Origin of the sequence: Paenibacillus farraposensis, assembly GCF_020736845.1 — a bacterium.
GTDB classification, from domain to species: Bacteria; Bacillota; Bacilli; order Paenibacillales; family Paenibacillaceae; genus Paenibacillus; species Paenibacillus farraposensis.
Genome location: NZ_JAFFQR010000112.1, coordinates 1,096,426 through 1,112,973 on the forward strand (window position 1 = coordinate 1,096,426; position 16,548 = coordinate 1,112,973).

16 protein-coding genes are annotated in these 16,548 nt (G+C 48.1%); 2 read left to right on the forward strand and 14 right to left on the reverse strand.

Going from position 1 to position 16,548, the window contains the following annotated elements:
- Positions 1-51 precede the first annotated feature (51 nt).
- The 5 genes from JO375_RS24045 to JO375_RS24065 all read right to left on the reverse strand — a co-directional run bounded on the left by JO375_RS24045 (position 52) and on the right by JO375_RS24065 (position 5,336).
- A complete protein-coding gene (locus JO375_RS24045) occupies positions 52-780 on the reverse strand; it encodes an amino acid ABC transporter ATP-binding protein (RefSeq protein WP_229526823.1) in 729 nt (242 codons plus the stop codon).
- Positions 773-2,221 (reverse strand): amino acid ABC transporter substrate-binding protein/permease, encoded by a 1,449-nt coding sequence (locus tag JO375_RS24050; protein WP_229526824.1) that lies wholly within the window; start codon positions 2,219-2,221, stop codon positions 773-775. Before JO375_RS24050 ends, JO375_RS24045 begins: the two co-directional genes overlap by 8 nt.
- A gap of 239 nt (positions 2,222-2,460) precedes the next feature.
- Positions 2,461-3,450 (reverse strand): inorganic phosphate transporter, encoded by a 990-nt coding sequence (locus JO375_RS24055; protein WP_229526825.1) that lies wholly within the window; start codon positions 3,448-3,450, stop codon positions 2,461-2,463.
- 15 nt (positions 3,451-3,465) lie between these two features.
- A complete protein-coding gene (locus tag JO375_RS24060) occupies positions 3,466-4,080 on the reverse strand; it encodes a DUF47 domain-containing protein (RefSeq protein ID WP_229526826.1) in 615 nt (204 codons plus the stop codon).
- A 170-nt stretch (positions 4,081-4,250) separates the two neighbouring features.
- A complete protein-coding gene (locus tag JO375_RS24065; protein WP_229526827.1) occupies positions 4,251-5,336 on the reverse strand; it encodes a DUF3048 domain-containing protein in 1,086 nt (361 codons plus the stop codon).
- A gap of 250 nt (positions 5,337-5,586) precedes the next feature.
- On the opposite strand from JO375_RS24065, the gene JO375_RS24070 reads away from it, so the two are divergent.
- On the forward strand, positions 5,587-6,105 hold the full coding sequence (locus JO375_RS24070; protein ID WP_229526828.1) for a DoxX family membrane protein: 519 nt from the start codon (positions 5,587-5,589) through the stop codon (positions 6,103-6,105).
- A gap of 549 nt (positions 6,106-6,654) precedes the next feature.
- Here the strand turns inward: JO375_RS24070 and JO375_RS24075 are convergent.
- From JO375_RS24075 to JO375_RS24085, 3 genes are all read right to left on the reverse strand, one after another.
- Positions 6,655-7,446, reverse strand: a complete 792-nt coding sequence (locus JO375_RS24075) for a dioxygenase family protein (protein WP_229526829.1) — start codon at positions 7,444-7,446, stop codon at positions 6,655-6,657.
- A gap of 91 nt (positions 7,447-7,537) precedes the next feature.
- Entirely contained in the window at positions 7,538-8,362 is an 825-nt protein-coding gene (locus tag JO375_RS24080; RefSeq protein WP_229526922.1) for an alpha/beta hydrolase, read from the reverse strand.
- Positions 8,363-8,671: 309 nt separating this feature from the next.
- The gene (locus tag JO375_RS24085) at positions 8,672-8,971 is read right to left on the reverse strand and encodes a hypothetical protein (protein ID WP_229526830.1); all 300 of its coding nucleotides are present in this window, start codon (positions 8,969-8,971) and stop codon (positions 8,672-8,674) included.
- Between the two features lie 194 nt (positions 8,972-9,165).
- Between JO375_RS24085 and JO375_RS24090 the strand changes: the two genes are divergently transcribed.
- A complete protein-coding gene (locus JO375_RS24090; RefSeq protein WP_229526831.1) occupies positions 9,166-9,597 on the forward strand; it encodes a hypothetical protein in 432 nt (143 codons plus the stop codon).
- A gap of 80 nt (positions 9,598-9,677) precedes the next feature.
- Here the strand turns inward: JO375_RS24090 and JO375_RS24095 are convergent, their stop codons facing one another.
- The 6 genes from JO375_RS24095 to JO375_RS24120 all read right to left on the reverse strand — a co-directional run bounded on the left by JO375_RS24095 (position 9,678) and on the right by JO375_RS24120 (position 16,546).
- Positions 9,678-10,625, reverse strand: a complete 948-nt coding sequence (locus tag JO375_RS24095; RefSeq protein WP_229526832.1) for an ABC transporter substrate-binding protein — start codon at positions 10,623-10,625, stop codon at positions 9,678-9,680.
- Positions 10,626-10,733: 108 nt separating this feature from the next.
- Positions 10,734-11,759, reverse strand: a complete 1,026-nt coding sequence (locus tag JO375_RS24100; RefSeq protein ID WP_377570901.1) for a FecCD family ABC transporter permease — start codon at positions 11,757-11,759, stop codon at positions 10,734-10,736.
- Positions 11,759-12,844 (reverse strand): FecCD family ABC transporter permease, encoded by a 1,086-nt coding sequence (locus JO375_RS24105; RefSeq protein WP_229526833.1) that lies wholly within the window; start codon positions 12,842-12,844, stop codon positions 11,759-11,761. Before JO375_RS24105 ends, JO375_RS24100 begins: the two co-directional genes overlap by 1 nt.
- A 194-nt stretch (positions 12,845-13,038) precedes the next feature.
- Positions 13,039-13,968, reverse strand: coding sequence for a glycoside hydrolase family 43 protein (locus JO375_RS24110; protein WP_377531965.1), 930 nt, complete (start codon positions 13,966-13,968; stop codon positions 13,039-13,041).
- 253 nt (positions 13,969-14,221) lie between these two features.
- Positions 14,222-15,508 carry a threonine ammonia-lyase IlvA gene (gene ilvA, locus JO375_RS24115; protein WP_229526835.1) on the reverse strand — a complete coding sequence of 429 codons (1,287 nt, stop codon included), beginning with the start codon at positions 15,506-15,508 and terminating at the stop codon, positions 14,222-14,224.
- A 198-nt stretch (positions 15,509-15,706) separates the two neighbouring features.
- Positions 15,707-16,546, reverse strand: a complete 840-nt coding sequence (locus JO375_RS24120; protein WP_229526836.1) for a carbohydrate ABC transporter permease — start codon at positions 16,544-16,546, stop codon at positions 15,707-15,709.
- Positions 16,547-16,548: the final 2 nt, after the last annotated feature.

A 16,548-nucleotide genomic window follows, 5' to 3' on the forward strand; every position in this document is an offset into this window, starting at 1 on the left:
GGGGCGTTCACACGAGCACGTTGCCGACCTCATCCATTTTGCCTGCCTCAACTACAATACTTTTTCCAAAAAACTGATCGTCCGTTCATTTTTCGGATTACCAAATACCTCTTGTGGCGTTCCTTCTTCCACAATGTAGCCACCGTCCATAAACACGACCCGGTCGCTGACTTCACGTGCAAAACCCATCTCATGCGTGACGATCATCATCGTCATGCCTTCACGCGCCAAATCCTTCATTACACCCAGCACTTCGCCGACCATTTCCGGGTCAAGCGCCGAGGTAGGCTCGTCGAACAGCATGATGTCCGGGTTCATCGCCAGTGCGCGCGCAATCGCTACACGCTGCTTCTGACCGCCGGAAAGCTGGCCTGGCAGTGCATCTGCCTTATCAGCCAAACCTACACGCTCCAGCAGCTTCATAGCCGTTTCCCGGGCCTCTGCCTTCGTCTGCTTGCCCAGTTCTGTCGGGGCGAACATAATGTTCTTAAGCACCGTCATATGCGGGAACAGATTGAAATGCTGAAACACCATCCCTATATTTTCACGGACCTTGTTAATGTCCACGTTTTTGTCGCTCAAGTTGTAGTCGTCGACGATGACCTCACCAGCGGTAATTTCCTCAAGCATATTCATACAACGCAAAAACGTGCTTTTCCCCGAACCCGAAGGGCCGATGACGCATACAACCTCGCCTTCGCGCACTTGCATGTCAATGCCTCTCAGCACTTGGTTGCTGCCATAGCTTTTTTTCAAATCCTTGACGATAATTTTACCCACGGCGAGTTCTCCCTTCAAGACGGTTGGAAATTTTGGTCAGGACTGTAATGACGATAAGATACATTATCGCAACGACCAGCCAAATATCAAAGGATTGGAACGTCCGCGCAATAATAATCTTACCCGATTGGGTCAACTCGACCAGACCGATAACAGACAAAATGGACGTATCCTTCAATGTGATAACCAACTGATTGATAAACGACGGGATCATCACTTTTACAGCCTGCGGCAAAATGATTTTGAGCATAGCCGTCCGGTATGGCAAACCAAGCGAGCGAGCCGCTTCCATTTGTCCCGGATCAATCGACTGGATACCCCCGCGGATAATTTCCGTCACATAAGCGCCCGCATTTAGGGACAGCGTCAATACAGCTGCGACAAAAAGCGGCATTTTGAAATCCAGTGCCTGTGGAATACCAAAGTAAATAAAGAATGCAAGTACGATCAGTGGAATACCGCGGAATACATCAACGAACACGGTCGCAATACCACGGAGCGCCTTGTTATGGCTCACCTTCATAAAGCCAAACACCAGCCCGAGCAAGAAGGCTATGAGAAGCGATACCAGGGTATACAGGAGTGTATTCCCCATCCCTTTGATCAATGCAGGCAGCGAAGCGGAAATCAGCTCCCAGCGTCCGCGCTCGACAGGCGCCACGCCTTTGCCGGATTCGCCCAGGTACTTGGACATGATTTTGTCATATTCTCCGTTGTTGCGAAGGTTAACAAGCCCGGCATTGAATTTCTCCAGCAGTTCCCGATTATTGCCTTTGTTGACAGCAAAACCGTAAGAACCGCCTTTTTCCTTATCCGTCACCAGCTTGAGGCCATTATTTTGCGTCACCCCGTATGCCAATACCGGAAAATCATCAAAGCAGGCAACTGAATTCCCCGTTTTGACTTCATCATACATTTGGGAAGAATCATCGAATGGTACCAATGTAAAGCCGTATTTGTCCTTAATGGATTCTGCAAAGGTGTAGCCTTCCGTTCCTGTTTTTACAGCTACACGCTGGCCCTTCAAATCCTCATAGCGTTTAATCGTGTCATTATCCTTACGGACCGCCATAACGACCCCTGAATCAAAATAAGGCTCGGAAAAATCGAAACTTTGCTTGCGCTCATCGGTGATGCTCATGCCGGCAATGACGCCATCCACTTGATTGGTTTCAAGGGCTTGTACTGCTGCGTTAAAGCCAAGAGGTTTAATGGTATATTCAAAATTCTGGTCCTTGGCAATAGCCGCCAGCAGATCCATGTCAATTCCGACAAACTTGCCATCTACATCTTCGAACTCAAAGGGCGCGAACGTCGTATCCGTGCCGATATCATATTTTGTTTTGTTTTCTGCATGGGCCACTGCACCGAAATTACCGGCCAGGGCAACTACAAAAAACAAACAAATCATGAGAGCTGTTAGTTTTCTAGATTTTTGCATGATTTCCTCCAGTCAGTTGAAACGGAACAAAGTTTTCTGTTTATTTTACAGGAGTTATTAAAAATTGACTACTTTGATGTCAGCTATTTAAAAAAAAATATTTCATGGAACTATCTGGGCTGTAAACTTTGAAGGTGAAAATATGGCACCATAATGCCAATAAGCCCCTGCCGCAAAAACGGACGGAAGCTTATTGTGTATGCTATAGTGTATGTTTTTTTTATAAAAAATATAGAAAATTAGAAAAGAATTTTAAAAATCAATCCGGACAGCAGTGCCGAAATAGGGATCGTTATTACCCAGGTTATCACAATACGACCAGCTAATGACCAGCGTACAGCACTGAATCGTTTTGCAGAACCAACCCCCAAAATAGCCGAAGTAATGGCATGAGTGGTACTTACTGGCAAATGGAGCATTGTGGCTGTAAAGATAACTGACGCTCCCGACAGATCCGCTGCGAAACCATTAATCGGATCAATTTTAAAGATCTTGGTTCCCATCGTCTTGATGATTTTCCAGCCCCCGATGGACGTGCCCAGCGCCATGGCTGTAGCGGCTGAAATTTTTACCCACATCGGTACTTCCAAATGATCCTGATAGCCTGCCGAGACGAGTGCAAATGTGATAATTCCCATCGCTTTCTGAGCATCATTCGTACCATGCGTGAACGATTGAAGCGCCGCCGTAATGACCTGCATCGTTCGAAACCCTTTGTTCACCGTATGCGGACTTCGATAAGCAAAGATGTATTTCAAAATCATCATCACGATGTAACCGACAACAAAAGCAATCAGCGGAGAGAAAACAAGCCCCTCCACAATTTCGATAAAACCGCTCCAATTTAACTTATCCGCTCCCGCCCCTACATACACCGCTCCGGCCAGCGCACCAATAAGCGCATGGGAAGAGGATGAAGGAATACCGAACCACCAGGTTAGAAGATTCCAGATAATCGCTGCAATCAGTGTTGCAATGACGATATCAATCCCGTTCGTAAGCTTGGCAGGATTAGCAACGCTCCCGCCAATCGTCTTGGCAACCCCCGTGAACATGATGGCCCCGAGAAAGTTCATGATCGCAGCCATAATAATGGCACGCCGAGGCGTCAAGGCACGAGTCGACACTGAAGTTGCAATCGCGTTGGCCGTATCATGGAATCCGTTAATAAAATCAAAAGCCAGAGCAAGAAAAATAACTATACCCAGTACTAATAAACTTGTATCCATTTATAAAGGACTCCCTTACGAGTTACGCATAATAATGGATTCCAGCACATTAGCAACATCCTCGCATGAATCCGTTGTCGTTTCAAGGCGTTCGTATATTTCTTTACGTTTGATCAGTTCAATTGGATCCGTTACAGTTGCAAACAGGTTTTTGATGCAAATACGCAGCAATTCATCCCCCTGATTTTCCAAATCATTCAGGCGAATGGTGTACTCACGAACAGCCAGCAATTTCTTTTGCGAAAGCAGATGTACAGCTTTTTGAATTTCGTAAGCTGATTGGCGCAAAATATCAGCGAACTGCACAATATACTCATCCAGCTCCGTAATGTTGTACATATAAAAACGTGAGGCAGTTGCTTCCAGACCGTCCAGCACATCATCCATGGTTGTTGTCAGTTCCATGATATCGTCGCGTTCCAGCGGCGTGATGAAAGTCTTGTTCAGCTCTGTAATAATCGTGTGTGTGTAATCATCACACTTATTTTCATACTTCTTCATCTCATTGGTAAACAAAGTTACATCTTGAAGGTTTGAAGTATGTTGGGCAAAATAATCCGCTGCTTGCACGATCGTATCTGCCATATTTTCCAACGTCTCGAAGAATATATCCTTTTTCTTCAATCTCATAGCGATTACCCCTTTACGAAAATATCCGCAACCTGTTTCGACTGCAATAGACAACCTTTGCTATCTTATCACACTCATCAATGTTTTTGTAATGTTTACAAAAGCAAATTTCAGGAATACGTATACAGTACCCGACAAAAAAGTCCATTATCCGACACTTGTCATTTGGCTTATGTAGTCACGTGCTCTTGTAGTGGGGTATCTGCCGGTACCACATGAATATAGGATGTACCTGGAGTTAACGAAATTTCAACCCCATTTTTCATAAAACGAACCACATCACCAGACGTATGCTGCCACCCTGCATGTATGAGCTGTCCTTGCTGAAACACCATAGCCTCTCCACTGCCGTTCAGTTCAACACTCAACCTGCCTGCATCATCCAATGTTCGGTGTGTGGCGCTCATTACAATAACATTAGCCGCAGATAGCTGCTGGTTATTATTTTGATCCAGATGTGGCTTTCCGTTTACAAAACGTTTATATTGCTTATTCGCCGGATCGTAGGTGTATGAAACGCGATAGTTTTTGAGCAAAAAGCGGATTTGCAAAGATGCTGCACTCTCATCGGCCATGACTGGAGTTTCTCCAGATTTAAGGTAACGATATACCGGAACCTCCGTCTGCATGATATATCCTTTACGATCGATTCCTTCGCGCAGTCTGCTTACATCCGTATACAGATTATGGGGAGGACGGCGATCCTTGCTTCGCCAAAAATAAGCCCCTGCATTTGAAATTTCATCCAGATGCTCCTTGTGCTGCTGCTGTAAAATCGCATAGGCATCCGTGCTTCCCCCAGCATGTACCGGCAACGCACCATAAGTTTCGCCAAGCTCAATCAAATAAGGCCGGATGCTGCGAACCGGACCGATCTTCACTTTCCCGCCATAACTTTGGAAAAAAGCGATCAAACGGGTAATTCCCCCTTCGGCAAGCACCTCATAGACCATATCTGCCTGACTTAGCCCTGCCTGTGGACGTGCAGCCGGAGCATTGTTGATCATAATCGCGAGCGGTCGCTCCACAACAGCGTGATCTGCCGGAAGACCGGTTAGAGGAGCTGTAAATGCCGGAATGGACGGCTCCTTGGGCGGATTAAGCGACTCCAGTTCTGTTTTTGGCTTGTTAGGTTGGGGTGCGGATTCAGATTCACCCGTTTGGGACAAAGCAGAACAAGATACCAGCGTCATGCATAACAGAGTTGAAACCAGCATACGCAACCATGGGCCTCGTTGGGAAATGAGCCTGGACAAATTCATCCCTCCACTTAGATATTTTTTCTCATTATAAGCTTTATTTCCTGTATTTGTCTTGAGTAGGTCCTGCCTTCCCATAGAATGCTTATCTGAAGACATTAAAATTTAAGAAAATATGTCAACCTTGTGATTTTTATCACAAATAAGTGTAACTGAACCTAATACAATAAAGGTATAACAGAGCTGATCATCCCAAACCCGATGAAATAGATCCAGCATATTGAGATAAGAAAGAGGAGTGGTTTAAATGTTTAACAACTGGTTGCGTGAAAACAAAGTAGCAATGTGGCTTCTGACAGTAGTCCGGGTTTATCTCGGATATGAATGGATGAGCCATGGACTTAAAAAGCTGACTGGCGGATTTGATGCTGCTGGATTCATCTCGGGGGCCATTGCCAAAACAGGTGGCGAACATCCCGATGTACAAGGATGGTGGGGATCGTTCCTTGAAGCCTTTGCCCTGCCGAATGTCGGTTTGTTCAACGTCCTGATTCCACTGGGTGAGTTCTTGGTCGGGGTTGGCCTGCTTCTCGGTACGTTGACTACACTGGCTGCTTTGATGGCAATGGTGATGAACTTCTCGTTCCTGTTCTCGGGTACAGTAAGCATCAATGCAATCTACCTGCTGTGTGAAATCTTCCTTGTAGTTGCTGGTACAAATACCGGACGGGTTGGCTTGGATCGTTGGGTACTGCCTTTCCTGCGTGGACTGTTCCGCAAAAATAAAAATACCTTTCCAGCGGACCCCGCTCGAGAAACAGCTTAACTTATTCAAAAAATAACCGTTACCCTTCGGGTAACGGTTATTTTTTGCGCGGCTATGACCGCTTCTCACTCTAATGGTTATTTTTTGCACCGCTATGACTGCTTCTCATTCTAAATGGTTGTTGTTTTACAGGGTTCTTTTGGCCGGTTCATGATTTCTGCCCATATTTACAAGTTGGAAACAGCGTTATATCCAATTTCGGTTCAAAATAAGCTTAGTCGCATCTACAAGCCTGGCGATACGTTCAACAGTCTAATTAGTCGTACGAAGGATGCGGGCCTGAAAAAATTACTAATTCAAACCAGAGATGCCGGATACAGACTTGAAACTGCAGAAGGGATGTACTATCCGGTTATAAACTATGGAAAAATACATAGCATTCAGCACAGGGAACATTTTTAAGTCAATATCCGCATTCCAAGAGTACCTACATCCAGAAGCTGAAGACCTTTATGACCCTGCTGGATCAACGCGGTTATCGAGGAAGCAGAAGACACAAAAGAACTTCCATTCCCACACACCGCGTAGCTTTGGAAGTTCTTTTTCATATTACAAATCATTTTCTTGACCAAAAGCCCAACAATTCAGGCTAAGCGAGCCAAGCACATAAGTCTGAAAAAGCTTGCGCGCCGAGCGCTGATCGTCCGCAGCCCCCATCACATAAAACAAGGGCGAAAAATGCTCAACTCCGTAAGAAGGAACCGCCTGCTTGACATAAGGTGCCTTCTTGTCATATTGAAACAGATTGCGTAAATTCCAGTCTTGAAGCTGTTGTCCAATCCAGTCATCATATTGAACCGCCCACTCGGCCGGCTCATTCGTTTCCTTGAGTGTGCGTAAATTATGCACCAATCCACCGCTGCCGAGAATCAAAATGCCTTGTTTCCGCAACGGTGCCAGCATCCGCCCAATCTCATACTGCTCCTGCGGAGCGCGCCGGGAATCAATGGAGAGTGGAACGACAGGTATGTCTGCATCAGGATATATATGTCGCAAAACCACCCATGCTCCATGATCCAGTCCCCGGTTTCGAACCGGCTGATGAAACAGGTTATGCTGACTGAACAGATACTTTATCTCCTCACACAGCTTAGGATCGCCTGGTGCAGGGTAATCAAGGGTGTACATTTGCTCAGGGAAGCCATAGAAATCGTGCAACGCGGCATGCTGATCATCCGCACCGATACATTGATCGGGACTATCCCAATGTGCGGAAAAAATGACTATTCCTTTGGGTCGGGGCAGGCTCGCGCCCAGCTCTGCAAGAAAGCCGGTGTATGCGTTATTTTCTACAGCCAGTGTCGGTGAACCGTGCGCAACAAAAATTGAGGGTAATGTCATTGCTGCCAACCTCCACACGCCAGTATAGTGTTACTCTTCCATTTTACTCCGGCGGAGGCGCAATTTCCAATACAATCCCTACAACCTCAAATCAGATCATCCAATGCTGCCAATCCCGATGAATATTTTCCTGCTCACCCAGCCATTCCAGCGTCCGATCAACCAGCTGTTGCCGCTCCTTGCCTGAAGAGAAGGTGTGGTCCCCTTGGAAAATAATCTCTTTATCGCAGCGCCCTTCCGGACGCATCCAGAATACCTTTTGAAATAAAAAGGCATAATCCACAGGAATGATATCATCCGAGGTTCCGTGAATCACGAGCACATCCCCGTGAAATTTGACGGCCTCCTGGAACGGCTGAAACTGGGCTAACGACTCAAAATAAGCAGGTGTGAACTTGTAGCCCAAATAGTCAGCCTGACCATGCTTAACAGACTCATCGTATACGCTTCGCTCCGTAATTTTGACGATATCGTTAAACGGGTAGCCGACCGCTGACCAGAGGACCAGATTCTGCACTCTCTTGTCCCGCACAGCTGTAAGAATGGCAACCGCACCTCCCAAGCTGTGACCGATCAGCGTCACCTTGGTCGGGTCGATGTCCGCGCAATTCAAAGCGTAATCCAGCACGGTACGTGTCTGATTAATCATCGATTCCAGCCCTTGCTTGCCATAATCGCCCGTACTTTCCCCGCAACCGGCAAAATCAAAGCGCAGGACAAAATATCCCCCTGCCGCAAGCTCACGCGCAGTCTTAACAAATAACCGGTCTACCCCGATACGATTGCCTACAAACCCGTGGCATATCACGACGAGCGGTACTCGTCTCTGACGGCCTTCTTCACCCGGATTGCCCGGATAATGGATCGTTGCGGACAGCTCTTCATCTTCAAAACGAATTCCAATTTGCCGTTCCATCATGATTGCCCTCCTGTTTCGAGCTTCACTTCACCAGTCTGCTATACTACATTGGCTTCCCTACCCTGCAAAGCTTCATTTGATTAATAATGGATGCTTGAATCCCAAAATTATCATTTCACTTAATTCCGATAAATTTAATGAGTTTTATAGTAAAATCAGTCTATCATCGCCCCGCTTCCTTGTCAACCTGTCATCCATATCGATCATGAAGTAAACAATGGCGTTCCCCGCCAAGATACCGGAGAACGCCATATTACATAGTTACTAAGGCTGGGGTGAATCCTCCACAGTAGCGTAAAAGATTTGCTACTCGTAGCTATGTCTAAACATCTGGTGGGTTTCGATTCGTCCTTCCCACTCCAGCTTGCAAGAGGCGCCGCTGTCTTGATCCTCATGCCATAAGCTGCGATAGCCCTCTTCCCCCAGTTCTCCCGCAAACTCCGTATCCTGGGCTACTTCAGCATCCTCCAGTATACGATACGTTGGGGATGACCCTTGAACGCCCCGGCGGCTCACATTTACAGAGGAGGCCGCCCCGCTGTTCCCGTTCGGAGCGCCTGCCAGTCGTTTTTGGACTGAGTAATCTGCATGGTTCTCCAGTTTCATGATGCTACATCCTCCCAACGTTAATATTCAGGTTGCTCTATATGCTCACCCTACATCCAGTTTGAGGAGAATGCAGCGCTAATATACATTCCAAGAAATAAAGCCTTTTGCTATCCGCCGCTTTCTCACGTATACTGTTTTTGGTTCAAAAGCCGGCTTATCTGCCGGGTTACGCTTGCGAGCAGGAGGAAGAAATGAATAAAGTAAAATATTATACTTTTATTGCATGGATTGCCTTGTCCATGTTTTTTTTGACACAGGCGATGATCGGAGGGTTTGTCTCCTTTACAGGCGGAGATATCACACCCTTTGAAAAAGTGAACCTGTCCACCCTTATAATCATCGCCGCAGGAGCGATTTTATTGGTTGAGGCACTAATGAATTTTATGGACCGTCCGCGAGAAGAAGAGGAATTACAGTCGCCAGGCCAAGTTCCAACCAAGCCACAGATGAGTTTCAAATCCATCTTGATCTATGTTGTACTCGTTGTCGCGATTCTTGTCTCAGGGTTGGCACTGCGCAGTATACTGCCTGTCTTCAGGATTTCACCGTGGGTACATCTGATTGTCGCTGCTGTCGGTTTTATCGGGCTCAAACCGATTTTTCTGCGTAAAAAACGTTCTTAAGTCCAGAGGCTCACCAAAAAAATCCGTATTCCCGCCTGCAAGAAAATGCATGGAGAATACGGATTTATATGTTTTAACATTTATTTGGAAAATAGCTGCTCTGCATTATCCAGAGCGATTTTGTGCCCCATCGCGGAATAGTCCAGCCAAGGCTGTCCGTCCAGCATGTAGACATGACCTTGCTTAACGGCTTTAAGTCCTTGCCATACTGCATTTCCTTCCAACTGCTTGTATACCTTTTGCGCATCCGCGCCTTTACTGATCATGACAAGGATTGCATCGGCATCATAATCAGGCAAAACCTCTTGGGACACGACCTGATAGGCCTTGTTGATTTTTTCTACACCCTTGGCTGGCTTTAAGCCCAGGTCCTGATACAACAGCGGTCCTACCGGGCGTTTCATGCCCATGACCCGAACTTCCTTCGCCGTTACACGTACAGCCATAACCGTTCCGTCTCCAATTTTGGCGTGAATCAGTTTTTTCACCCGTTCCTTCTGTGCATCATAATCTTTCAAAAACGTATCGGCCTGTGCCTGACGATTGACCATGGCGGCGATTTTTTTCAGTTGGTCCCTCCACGTGCCTTCATCCAGATCAAAAACCTCGGTCGGGGCGATTTTTTCAAACTTGGCTACATCTGTTCCTGAATATTTTTTGTCGAGGAAAATATGATCAGGCTGAAGCTCCAGGACCGCTTCCATATCCGGGTCTGTGACAACACCCAGCTTGCGGGTATTTTGGAGACGATCTTTTACATGAGGCAGAAAATCCTTTACATCTCCGCCAATGACCGAACCGGCTGGCGTAATGCCCAGGGCCAGCAGGTTGTTCGTCAAATGAATTGACATCGAAGCAATCCGCGAATCGGCGCCAATTGTTGTCTGGCCGCTGCCAGTTGCTTTAGGATCTGCTGCTTTGTTGTCTGCAGCCTGTCCACAAGCGGACAACATAATCATACATAAAACAAGCAGCATTGCTGCCCATGAACGCTTAAAATTCAAAACTTTAAACTCATATTTTCTCATGTTTCTTCTCTCCTATACCTTAGAACCCATATATGAATCATATACAAAGTTCCTGCTTGTTGTTACTTCAGCAATTTGCAATATTCAATTCCATATGTGATTCTTCAGTCATTTGGTACGGGACAGCAGGAACAAAAAATACGGAGCTCCTACCACCGCAACTACCACCCCTGCGGGAATCGCGTTGGGCTGAAATACCGAACGTCCAATCGTATCGGATATGACCAAAATGACGATCCCGACAAAACAGGCCACAGGCAGCAAATGCTGATACATCGGCCCAACCAGACGGCGTGCCAGATGCGGTGCGATCAGCCCGATAAAGCCGATGCCTCCGGCCATCGATACGCTGGCACTGGATAATGCTACGGCTGCGCCCAGCAGCATTAGGCGTTGACGCTTCACATTCGTGCCGATTCCGGCTGCTGTCTCGTCGCCCAGCGACAGGTTATTCAGGGTGCGCGTCCGTGACAGGACGTAGGGCAATACAATGGCGATCCACGGCAGCAAAGCCACCGCATGGATCCAGTCCCGGCCCCATACGCTGCCAGCCAGCCAGCGCGCAGTGAAGGCGTACGTGTCCTCATCCAGCCGCAGCGACCAATACAGCGTTATTGCGCTAAGCCCTGAGGCTACACCGATGCCGGACAGAATCAGACGCACGGGTACGAGCCCCCTGCTGCGGTTATAGGACAGCAGCACAATCAGCACCGCCGCGACGACACCTCCTGCAAAGGTACACAAGGGGATAAGCACGGCTGCCGAGCCCTCCAGATCGCGAAAAAAGCTGACGAACATCACCAGCCCGAGCGCAGCCCCAGCGTGAAGCCCCAGCACCCCGGGATCAGCGAGCGCATTCCGTGACAAGCCTTGCATGACAGCGCCGGCTGCGCCCAATCCCGCTCCAGCCAGCACGGTTACGACGATACGCGGCAGACGGTATTCGAAGAGGACCATATGGTCACGTCCGCTGCCACCACCAAACAGCGTATCCAGCACACGCAGCGGAGGAATGCGAATCGTCCCGGTACTCAGCCCCAAAACAATGACGATAAAGCTGATCCCCGCCAATACCAAACAGACGAGCCATGCCCTGGTCTTTCTTACATCTCCCGTTCCTATAGAGCGGCTCACTACAAATCCCTCCTTTCCTTACGAGCGAGAAAGAGAAAAAAGGGTACTCCGATAAAAGAAACCATAATTCCAATGGCCAGCTCCTCCGGCGGATTGGCCATTCTCGCCCCCAAATCGGCCAGCACCAGCAGCACTGCCCCCAGTAGCGCAGACAGCGGAACAATCTGACGATAATCCACACCGATCAGCTTGCGGGCAATATGCGGAATGACCAGTCCTACGAAGCTGATGGCCCCTGCCGCCGACACGGACAGTCCTGCCAGTACCACCACGGTCAGCAGGCCAAGCAATCGGATGCGCTTGAGATTTAGACCCAGGTTCAGCGCCACCTCATCCCCCATAGCAATCAGCGAAATGGAGCGCGCCAGTCCCATCGACCAAGCCATCACAATCAGCAGGATCGGCGCCAGGATCTCAAGCTGCGACCATTTGATTCCGGCAACACCGCCCGCATACCAAAAGGCCAAATCCTGACTGAGATCAAAATAAATCGCAATCCCCGAAGTCATGGAGCCGAGCAGGGCAGCCGTCACCGCTCCGGAGACCGTGAGCCTCATTGGCGTCAATCCCCCCGGCGCGGAGGACCCAAGGCCGAATACCAGCAGGGTGCTCATCAGTGCACCGAGGAACGACAATAGGATTAACATGCCGTAAGGCAGATTGGGAAAAAAGGCAAAACTCACAGCGACTACAAACATCGCTCCTGCGTTAATGCCTAGCACACCTGTATCTCCCAGCGGGTTGCGTGTGATACCCTGAATCAAAGAGCCGGCCACGGCGAGTGCTGCCCCAATGACGGCTGCACCGAGCACACGCGGCAATCTCAGCTCATGAATGATCTGATGTGTTATCAGTGAGCGGTTATAGTGGAAGACTGCCGCCCATACCGTGCTTAGAGTCAAGTCCTTGGCTCCAATAGAAATAGCGGCAAACATGGACAAGACGAGCAATACAGCCGAAGCTGTGAACAGCAGCACCTGCCGAATCCTACCTGCGCGAAGCACCGGTCGGGCTACAGAGGCGGCGTCAGAAGCCGAGCTCTCTGTTGAATCTTCATGGTCGACTGCTCTAGCTTTTAACCGCATTTGTGAGGTCACTCCCTCCATACCTGAAAATCACCATGCATTCCAATTCGATAATGATAATTATTATCAGCTTGATACATAATAACATGTTTTTTGGACTTTGCAAGCCAAAAACTGCTCCTTATCAGAAGGAGCAGTTTTTGGCATACATCTATAAGAGCTGGCTGTGTGGATGGCTTCAAGCTGCCTGCTTTTTAGTACGTAGGCCAGCCTGCCGAATCCCATTTCAAATCACTGATGAGAAGTTTTGGCTTTCCGTTGTCGGTGGCATCATAAGCATGACGCGCTATGACACTATTATTATAGATGGATTGGCCGCCTGGTCCCTTCCAGCGGTCATTTCCCGCATCCAGCACGGTTCCGCCGCCATCCATCAGATTTCTACCATTCTTGTCTACATACGGTCCAGTGATACTCTTGGAGCGGCCGTACATGATTTTATAATTACTGTCTACACCTTTGCAGCAGTTATCTATAGAAGCAAACAGGTAATAATAGCCGTTGCGGTATGTGACATGCGGCGCTTCCAAGCCACCGGCCGTCCGCTTGGCGATCGAATAAATCTGGCCCGTAGGTTTCATGGTATTTTTGCCCAGACGAGTAATCTTCAAGCCTGAATTCCAGGAGCCGAAGGAAAGCCATGGATTGCCAGAGGAATCGATGAGCAGATTCGGGTCAATGGCATTATAATCATCGGATTGCGTCGTACGCAGCACCAGACCATCATCTCTCCATTTCCCTGCTCCTATGCTCGTTGCAGAAGTCAATCCAATGGCCGAAGTGCGTGACCCGAAGGTAGAAATGGAGTAGTACACCCATACTCGTCCGTTATACTCTTGGGCATCCGGTGCCCAGACATCATTCGGGGTTTGTTTTGGCACATACGTTTTCCACCATGGCAGTGGAGAGAGGAATATTTGCGGCAGCCTGTAAAAATTGCGTCCATCATCCGACCTCTGAACCTGTATCCCTTGCCCTGTGGAGAAAATATACCATGCATTGCCTTCCTTTGTGATAGATGGATCATGCACCGCCACATCTCCAGTTAACGGCCAATGCTCCGCTGACGCGGACGGTATCTCGGACAGCAATAATGCAGCCGAGATTACGGCAGCGAACGCCATTCGGGCCCATTTGCCCTGCACCGATTCTTTCCAATTTTCCAACACATCTACGCACCTCCAATTCGTTTTACTATAATAAGAATCAGGTGTAACACAGCATTAGTTATTGTTTATACTTATAAAGTTACACATATATTAACCTATCGCTCTCAGCTTTGTAAACGCTTTATTCCAAATAAAAAGAAATTCATATCCTACGCATAACGTTGGTATACAAAAAGGAGCCCGCAGGCTCCTTTTTAGATCATCCTTGTTAAATCAGCATATTAAATAGATTCTCATTTTTGTTCAGTTCCGTATATTGAATTCCCTTGCGGTTCATTCGTTCAATCAAAGGAAGATAGTCTTCCTTGTGAAACAGCTCAATGCCGACCAGCGCCGGGCCGTTTTCCTTATCGTTCTTTTTGGTATACTCAAATCTGGTGATGTCGTCGTTCGGTCCTAGCACCTCTTGAAGGAACTCACGCAGCGCCCCCGCTCTTTGCGGGAAATTTACCATAAAATAATGCTTTAATCCTTCGTATATCAGAGACCGTTCCTTAATCTCCTGCATCCGGTCTATATCGTTGTTGCCGCCGCTAATGATGCAGACAACCGTTTTGCCCTGAATCTGCTCACGATACAGATCAAGTGCTGCTACAGGCAGCGAGCCCGCAGGCTCCACTACAATCGCATTTTCATTATATAGCTCAAGAATGGCGGTGCATGCCTTGCCTTCCGGTACCTTCACAATGTCGTCCAACGTATTTTTGCAAATGTCATAAGTCAACTGACCGACACGCTTCACCGCTGCTCCGTCAACAAACTTATCTATTTGCTCCAGGGTAACGACCTTGTTCAGTTGCATCGCTTCCGTCATTGAGGCGGCCCCAAGCGGTTCCACACCGATCACCTTGGTGGACGGGCTCACTGTTTTCACATACGTACCTATACCTGCCGCCAAACCGCCGCCGCCAATGGTGACAAACACATAGTCCGCAGGTGTATCCAGACTCTCCATCACTTCCATCGCAATCGTACCATTGCCTGCAATAATTTTCGGCTGGTCAAACGGATGGATAAAAGTCATCTCCTGCTCCCTGCACACCTTCATGGCTTCATCATAGGCGTCGTCAAATGTATCACCGGTCAATATGACCTCTACACTGCTACCGCCAAAACGGCGAACCTGCTTGACCTTCTGATTCGGCGTTGTGCTCGGCATGAATATTTTCCCGCGAATCCCCAGCGCATTACATGAAAAGGCCACGCCTTGTGCATGATTGCCCGCACTCGCGCACACAATGCCCTTTTCCATTTGCTCGGGAGTCAGACTGCGAATCATGTTGTAGGCGCCGCGAATTTTAAAGGACCGCACGACCTGGAGATCCTCTCTTTTCAGATATACATTACAGTTATATTTGACCGACAGGACGGCATCCCTCTGTAAAGGTGTACGTACAATCACCTCGCGCAGCATATGATGCGCCCGTACAATATCCTCCATAGCAACGGTCGACGCCGTGGCCGTGCCAATTTTCTGGGTTTCTGTTGGTTCCATAGGTTCTCCACCTCCGCCTGAATATTTCTGTATTTGAAATCTTTCAAATATCATACCACGTTTACCTAGGGCTTGTGCAGACTAGAAATGAAAACGAGAATGAAAATCAATTAAAACAAAAAAACAGACCGGGCGGCGCCCGGCCTGCTTCTGTCTCTTTGTTCAATGCTGCATATTTTTGGTTATTGAGTGGTCAGGTTATCCCTTAACCCCGCCTGCCGTCATACCTTCAATAAAATAACGCTGGAAGAACAGGAATACGACCAGAATTGGCAAAATGGCCAGCACCGAGCCGGCAATCAGCACATCATAATTGTTGCCATATGGCGTCAGCAGGCTGGACAGGCCAATCGGCAATGTCAGCATGTCGTTGGTACGCAATACGATCATCGGCCACAGGAAGTTGTTCCAGCTGTTCATTGCCTGTAAAATAGCCATCGCCGCAAATGCCGGCGCCATCAGAGGCATCATAATCCGCACAAAAATACCGTATTCCGAGCAGCCGTCAACCCGTGCAGCATCCATAAAGTCCTTGGGTACTCCGCTCAAATATTGACGGAAGAAGAAGATGGGAATTGGCGCAACAACGAACGGCAGTATGACCCCCCATATCGTATTGATCAGCTTCATGCCGATCATCAGCTTGTAGAGAGGCAGCATAATAATTTCGACCGGAATCATCATCACGACCAGCACCAGCGTAAAAATTATATTTTTAAATCTGAAACGGTACATCTCCAGACCGTAGCCCACCATCGCGGATAATATCAAACACAGCACCGTAAACAAGGCAGTAATGACCATGCTGTTCCAGTACCATTGAAAATAGTCCGTCGTCCTCTGAAAAATGAAGGCATAGTTTTTCAGGGACATGATGCTCCACTCCAGCTTGAGATTCAAGCCGTACCGCAGCAGCTCCGTTGATGGCTTGAACGAGGCAAGCGTCACGGCAAATAGCGGAAACAGGGCAAACCCGGCAAACAGAATGAACAGGATAACGAGCAAGACAGATAACGGGTCTTTTTGCTTCTGCGCCATCG